Annotated in this window: 6 protein-coding genes; 5 read left to right on the top strand and 1 reads right to left on the bottom strand. The window is 60.3% G+C overall.

Annotated features, from left to right (window positions below):
• Nucleotides 1–175 precede the first annotated feature (175 nt).
• Together BM070_RS23645 and BM070_RS23640 are read left to right on the top strand one after the other, a co-directional pair.
• The gene (locus BM070_RS23645; protein ID WP_092942776.1) at nucleotides 176–580 is read left to right on the top strand and encodes an antirestriction protein; all 405 of its coding nucleotides are present in this window, start codon (nucleotides 176–178) and stop codon (nucleotides 578–580) included.
• Between the two features lie 126 nt (nucleotides 581–706).
• Nucleotides 707–1,126, top strand: a complete 420-nt coding sequence (locus tag BM070_RS23640) for a hypothetical protein (RefSeq protein WP_139222987.1) — start codon at nucleotides 707–709, stop codon at nucleotides 1,124–1,126.
• A gap of 45 nt (nucleotides 1,127–1,171) precedes the next feature.
• On the opposite strand, the gene BM070_RS23635 is transcribed toward BM070_RS23640, so the two are convergent.
• A complete protein-coding gene (locus BM070_RS23635; protein ID WP_092942770.1) occupies nucleotides 1,172–3,694 on the bottom strand; it encodes a DotA/TraY family protein in 2,523 nt (840 codons plus the stop codon).
• A gap of 102 nt (nucleotides 3,695–3,796) precedes the next feature.
• On the opposite strand from BM070_RS23635, the gene BM070_RS23630 reads away from it, so the two are divergent.
• The 3 genes from BM070_RS23630 to BM070_RS23620 all read left to right on the top strand — a co-directional run.
• Nucleotides 3,797–4,372, top strand: a complete 576-nt coding sequence (locus tag BM070_RS23630) for a hypothetical protein (protein ID WP_139222986.1) — start codon at nucleotides 3,797–3,799, stop codon at nucleotides 4,370–4,372.
• A gap of 112 nt (nucleotides 4,373–4,484) precedes the next feature.
• On the top strand, nucleotides 4,485–6,050 hold the full coding sequence (locus BM070_RS23625; protein WP_139222985.1) for a hypothetical protein: 1,566 nt from the start codon (nucleotides 4,485–4,487) through the stop codon (nucleotides 6,048–6,050).
• A partial coding sequence (locus BM070_RS23620) for a hypothetical protein (protein ID WP_139222984.1) occupies nucleotides 6,040–6,811 on the top strand: 772 nt, incomplete at its 3' end. The genes BM070_RS23625 and BM070_RS23620, both read left to right, overlap by 11 nt.

Here is a 6,811-nt window from a genome sequence, read left to right as displayed (position 1 = left end):
GCAACTGGATCGCCCTGAGCATGCCCCTGTGGTCGAGCAGGCGCTGCAGGAGGCCCTGCAAGGTGCCGTGCCGGCACCACAGCAGGGGAGGGTGGGGGATCACGGGTTTCGGGGGCTGGGCGGGCCGTAGTGGGGCCCCGGTACCATCCGGGGCTGCCTCACCCCCTGTAGACCCATGGACGAGCCCCGCATCACCTCTTACGCCGTTGCCCTGGAAGACCAGGCGACGTACTACGCCACCCATTTCGGCGATTTGGCCCCCGTGATGGAATCGTCGCTCCACGCATGGATGAAAGGGCTCTGCCCGCAGTACAGCGTTTGCAAGTGGACGGCACATGAGCTGAGCAATGGCGGGTTCTACATGCGGCCTGCGCAGGAGGAGCGGTTTCAGCTCAAATCGCCCAACGGCTTCTCGCATGAGGTGTCCGCGGACGCTGCAGGCATCGTCGTCAGCATGTTCGCCATCAATCGTGTCGCCAACGCCACGGAGAGCGGCTACCTGGTCGATTCCTACCATGCGCTGCGGCATTTCGCGGCCGAACACGCTGAAGGGTCCAAGATTCTCGATCTGACCGACTGACTGTCGGCCGCGGAACGCGGCCGTCCGTGATGTGCTTATCGCTTTACTGTGATTTTTGCAATAGCTTGTTGCGTAAATTTGCGAGGTCGTCTATCTTCGGGGCGAAGTGGCATCAAGGAGCTTGTGATGGGTCTCGCACGTGGTATTGCAGACGCGATGGAAAGTGGCCGAGCCAATGGCGCGGAAAGCGTTGCTGCGTTTGCGCAGGCGGATGCGGATCACGCTCGCCGAATGCTGCGTGATGCCAACCGCACTGCAGATCGGCAGGTCGGCGAATGGCGGGCCCTTGCTGGGAAGCTTGATAGCGCGTTGAAAGAGCGTAACGCCCAGGCTTCTGCGGCTTTCATCGTGATCAATGGAGTGCTGAAAGCGATGGAGACTGAGCTGACACCGGAGTTGCGTGAGCAGTTCCGGCAAAAGGTTGTGCAAGTCGCTCGGGCCAGAATTGTGGAGTTGGATTTGAAGAACAAGTCCGACCCGGAACGCATGAGCATTGCTGAGGCCTTCAAGGGGCATCACGCAAACCAAACGCTCGGCGTGGTCTGAGAGAAGAATCAATCCAAGTAATTAGGGGCCCACAGACCCCTTTTTTTATTCCTCGAAGCTCTTTGCGCTCCCAGACATTTGGCTCGGCTTCGCGGGGATGTCCCTCGTCGCAGCTGCGGCCGAGTTGGAAGCCCGTTCTGCCGCATTCCGGTCGCTCTTGATTTTGGCCTTGAAGCTCTCACCCGAGGCCTTGTCCACACCTTGCAGGGTTTGCAGGCCCACGCGGCTGCTTCCTTCGCTGGTCTCCATGGTGTTCATGGCCTTGCCCTGGCCAAGGTCGCCAATGCCGGCGCTGATGATGCGCATCACGTCGTCGGGGAAAGACTGAGGGATCATGTAGATCATCATCAGCACGCCCTTGATCACAGTGAAGTACAAGACGAGGCCGAACAACGTCATGGTGACCACGGACAGTGCGTTGGTGGACACGTTGCTGGCGAACATCAGGGGCAGCAGCGTGATGTTCACGAGCTTCACGACCGGCGGCGCGATGATGTACGAAAGCGAGAGCGCCGATACCGCGATCACGGGCCTGAAGAATAGCGCCACCCACAGCAAATAGCCTTGCGCCTCCGATCCGATGAAAGAGTCGTTGCGCGCAGGGGTGGTGTGCATCACCGCCCAGATGTTCATCGCGAACATCGTCATGAAGAGTCCGAAGAGCCAGCCCAGCCCGGCGAGCAGGAACGCGATGTAGGGAATCGCCGGAATCCAGGTGGAGAACGCATACCCCAGGGCGACCAAAGCGGCCGTCAGCACCTTCATCATCACGAAGACCTGCTCAGCGATGTACTGAGCGCCAGTAATGGCCTCGATGGCTCCGTCGCCAGCGCCAGTCACTGCATTCACCACGCCCCCCAGAGCGTTGGACTTCGCCCAGGTGAGTGCGGTCTTTGAAGTCGCAATCGCCGTGCGGAAGACCAACTCCGATGCAACGAAGGCTTCTGCAAGGGCTGTAGTCATGTCCCCGATCGACTTCATCTGGAACAACGGATCTGCATTTCCGGAGATGGTCATGCTCTTCATCAACCAGTTGCGTGCTCCGTTGATAGTGGACGTGCCGTACAGGGTTTCAATCAGCTCGTTTGTCGAGAGCTTCGAGGTGCCGATCTTGTCCAGGGTTGCCTCGTTTATCGTCGGCGGCGTCATAACGGTCTGGGACTCGTCGCCAAGCGTGGCTGTGAGCACCTCCTTGGCCGTGTCCGAGTCCATCATCCGGTTGATGAGGGTGCGCAACGAAGCAATTTGGGTGGCAATGCCGCCGGAACTGGACACCAGGTTTCCCATGGCTTCATCGCGCCCTTCGAAGCGGAATGGCGACTGCTTGTCCCCTGCGAATGCCATGGAGACCATGTCCAGCATGGTCCGGTAAGTCGAGGCTGCGCCCATCCAGCCGCCTTGCTGAAGGATCTTTCGGGCGTCCGTGAAGAAGCCAGTTTCACCGTCCTTTGCCGTGTCTGTGAAAGAGGCCTCGCGAGCCCTGGCCAAGTCGCTGTTCAGCTTGCCTTCTACCTGTTTCAGCGCTGTGCCGTAGAGCTTCATCACCTCGGAAACCTCCTTGGCGGAGAAGTTCTCGGCATGGCTTTTGTTCGGTACCTTGGAGATGTTTCCCGTCTCCGGGTCGTACTGGATCAGCCCCGCGACGTACAGATCGACGATGCGATCGGCAAGCATGCGTAGATAGCCGTTCGGGCTTGTGAGGCTGCGGATGGCATCGATCTTCGCGGCGCGGGCTTTGTCGGACAGGCTGTGCGCCGCCAGCGTCATCTTGCGCCGAGCGTTGGCCGTCAGCGGATCTGCGCCGAGCGCCGCGTTCCAGACACCACCTGTGGGGGTGCCATCGGTCGGAAAGGCCCGGTTCAGGGGCTTCACCACCAGCCGACCGCAGGGCGCGGAACCGGGGCTGAGGTAGCTTCCGCGCTCGACGTAGGTGTACTCGACGACGTCGTTGCTGCCCAGGCTTGCCTCTTCGAATTTCAGCTGGGCCTCGCCAGGATGGAGTTTGCTGATGAGACTGGCGCAGGTGTGCATCAAGAGGATCTCCTGCGCCTCCGGGCGGATGGAGGTGGCGCCGGGCTCCTGGTTGATCATGCTCATCTGCAGCCGCTTCATGTAGTGCTCAGACACGGCCACGTTGGCTTCGTTGGCCAGGCCGGAGGACCACAACGCCACGTATTGCGTCAGGTTCTGCACCGTCGAGTACGAGTTCGGCATGGGCAGGATGAAGGCGATGCCTGTCATCAGTCTCAGTGCGGTGAAGGTCGTGTTCCAGCTCTTACCCAGAAATTCGCCGTCCTGGGCTGTCTTCACGAATGCAAAAAGCCCAATAAATATCAACAATATCGTGACAAAAACGAGCGATCCGACATTGAAGGTACCGTACAAGGTGGAAGCCACCGCTCCGGCGTCTCCGATGCCTTGGGCTCCGCAAGGAGCACCAGGTACTTTGCACGAGATCGCATCACCAAGGATGGGGATAAGCAGCTCTCGCACGGCGATATCGTGCTCACCGGTAGGGATCAGGTACGAAAGGGAGTTGACCTGCCCGGAGGTGTTGCTTGGGTCCATGATGGTTCCGACTGGTTGGGTGTTCGCCCGAAATTCGGGGCTTCATGCAAGCCCCGACATACCGTAAACTACGAGAAAGTATCCCTATTATTCTCGAAAATCATGAACCCATCCCACATAGACTCTTCGGCCTCGGGATCGTCGGTGAGCGCTCTGGTCGGCACCCCGTTCTTTCAGTCCGACGAGAGCATCACATCGACGGCGAAGTGGGGAGAGCTGTTCGAAGTCTTCGGTGCGTCCCTGGACTTGTCCACGCAACGGATGCGTGAAGCCGTACCAGGCATCGATGACCTCATTGAAGACGTGGAGGCATCGGCTCGACGCTATGCGGCTTTCATCGAGACCATGTGCATGAACATGGGCAAGTCCGGTACCCCGCTGCTCAGCTACGCGTTGGCACCTGGCTTCAAGGTTCTGCTCGCGATGCAGGTGCCGGCTGATGACGGGGCGGTTGTTGCTGTGCAGCAAACCTATGACAGCGAGCGTTCCTCTGTTCCTGAAGAAGCCTTCGTCAGGCTGCTGTCCAACGGACTCAAGGACTTCTTCGACGCGCATGTGGCGCCGGGCAACGTCGTGTACGTGAAGCTGGGCGGCTGCGACTACATGTTCGTGCGCGAGGCTGACCATGACGACGTGCTGAAGAATTTGAACGTCGGGACCACTGCGTCCCAATACTGAGCCAGGCGTCCGCAAGACGTTTGAGGACCCCCCGGGGGGGCCGGAAATTCCATTGTTGTGAAAGAGGTGCGCTATGGGTGTTGGTAACTGGTCATGGAGGAGCAGCAGCGGCTTGCCGACTGCTGTCATGCATGTCGATCAGGTCGTCGAGACCTTTGCTGACTATCGGGCTCGTGCCGAAGGCGAGTTTGTCTCGTACCTGAAGGTAAAACACGGGGCGCTGATTCCCGACAGTTCCCAGGTGACGCTCGAATGGGCCAAGGAACAGGGGCTGGAATGGGCCGTCGAAGAAGCGATCGGCGATGAGTATTCGTTCTGGGATGATGAGGAAAGCTTCTACATCGACAGGCAGGCGTCGCGCCACGAGGATCTCGTCGAGATCTTCATGATGCGATCCGGGAACGGTGGCATCGAGCCAGTCGGTGAACGCGGAAAAGCCAACGGCGATGACGCTCTCGTCCTGGCCAAGGGCTCGTTCGCGCAACTCGTGATGCGTAATTGGGAAGGCCAAGTGATCTTCGCCATCGGCCCGCTTCCCAAGCTGGACGATGAGCTGGATCTGGACAAGATGGTCGCCGATAACAAAGCTGCCACCGTCTTCGTTGCAAAGTGCCTCGCGGCTTGTGACCCTACCAGCCCCTCGTATCTGGATGCGGCTCAAGGCAAGCCTGCTGTCATCGAGGTGTCTGATCGTGTGCGTGATCTCGCCCGACGAGGTTGGATCGTGGACGCTGCACGCGACGTCATTGATCGAGCCTATGCAACTGCCCATTCTGTTGCCAAGGACGATGACGCGGCCGCGGAGTCCGTATTTGAGAGCAACTTCGGAATTGCTGCGGGCGATCTGCTGGTTGTCCGAGACGAGGTCGATACGCTCATCGAGTTCGCTGAAAATTTCGACGGTGAACTTCCCGACTCTGTCAGCAAGCAGTACGAGCGGGAATATCTGCGACTGCGTGAGTTCGTGCTCGATCGCATGGCCTACGCTGAAGAGCAGCCGTACGTTCCCGACACTGCATGGACATCCAAGCGCGTTGATCTGAGTGCCTACCGGACAGCTGCCGCGATCCAGGTGGACCATGCCTCCATTGCTCCCTTCCTGGCGGCGCAGGGGCAGATTCGCTACCCGCTGATGCACGCGGCACCAGGTTCAATGAGCCGTATGAGCGAGAAGGATTTCGACATCCATGTGATGCCTCGCATTCTTGAGAAGTACCCGTTCGAGCGCGCGAAGTCCGAGAACGGTCTGTGGACCTTGTACACATCCGGCCCGGGGTCCGAACATGAAGCGGAAGGCGCGCTGGTCTTCCGGGGCCATCGTAGTTGGGGTCATCTGCATGCGCTTGGAGCGCTGACCGCGAGGTGGTTGCGGGACACCCCTGCCGTCGCATTGTCGGAGCTGCCGCAATGGTTCCACCTTTCCTCCGACCCCGTGGAGGTCAGCGAGGTACTTGCTTCGACACGGCCTCCAGAGACTGTCATGAAACCGTTCGGGGACTTGTCGGTGACGGGCGTTCTGTTCGAGAAGCGTGGCGCCGAGATTGCTCAGCTGTACGTGACCCACGCAGCACATCCTGTGCTTATGACGGCGTCCTTCCGGCCGGTGATCGTGGATGGCCAGTGGAATGTGTCGGAAGCGGACGTTTCCAGCACCCAGGAGGTGGATCATGGTCGCTGATACCCGGAATGTGACGGCCTGGGTTGGCCGCCCCAGTGAGTTCGCGGCCCGGCTGCCTGCAGTCAAGGGTGTGGTGTCGATGCCCGAGATCCGGGGCTGGTCTGTTCGGCCGCTTGCCGAGTTGATCACCCGGGTGCGCGGCGAGGTTGTGCGGGCCGTTACCTCGAATGAGGATCGGTTGCGCGAGTGCGCAGCCTCGCTGCAGAACGCGATCGACGATGCCAATCTCGGCTCGATCGATTTCAACCGCTCCCGCCTCGTCAGCGAGGCGTGCAAGCTCTGGTGCGTTCAACACAGCGATGATCCGGCCGCGCTGCAGGCGCTCTGCGACAACAAGACGGCGCCTATCGACGGGCACATCGCATCAATGGTCGTGGAGGCCAGTGCGCGTTTCGGTGAAATGGGCCGTTCTCGCGTCCTTGGCGCGATTGCGGACCGCATGCTGGGCTACGACACCGCCCTCGCAAACCCCGATGCGGTGCTCAAGGTCCTTGGTGCGGCTCAGCAACTGCCCTGGGAAGCTCCTGGCCATGAGCGTGTGGCACGCGCTGTGACCGCCCTGGACACGGAATTGCAATGCGAGGCCTCGCTGGAAGCGCGTGAGGCCTTCGAGCGGAGGATCGGCCGATCGTTGGCCGACATCACCATGGACTACGCGGCGCATCAGCGCGTCGCGGTGGCCGAGGTGGTGGCGCGGTCCAGCGAGCGCCAGGACGTCCAGAAGTTCATCGCCGACCGCGCAGAGGGTCTCTTCTCGGTGG

The sequence above is a fragment of the Paracidovorax wautersii genome (genome assembly GCF_900113035.1).
Lineage (GTDB): Bacteria > Pseudomonadota > Gammaproteobacteria > Burkholderiales > Burkholderiaceae_C > Paracidovorax > Paracidovorax wautersii.
Note: the sequence above shows the minus strand (reverse complement) of the source record. Positions and strands in the feature narration are given on the sequence as shown.

Bases quoted from the DNA above. Each gene is read 5' to 3' on its own strand.
- BM070_RS23645 (WP_092942776.1), top strand. From the start codon at position 176: ATGGACGAGCCCCGCATCACCTCTTACGCCGTTGCCCTGGAAGACCAG.
- BM070_RS23640 (WP_139222987.1), top strand. From the start codon at position 707: ATGGGTCTCGCACGTGGTATTGCAGACGCGATGGAAAGTGGCCGAGCC.
- BM070_RS23635 (WP_092942770.1), bottom strand. From the start codon at position 3,694: ATGGACCCAAGCAACACCTCCGGGCAGGTCAACTCCCTTTCGTACCTG.
- BM070_RS23630 (WP_139222986.1), top strand. From the start codon at position 3,797: ATGAACCCATCCCACATAGACTCTTCGGCCTCGGGATCGTCGGTGAGC.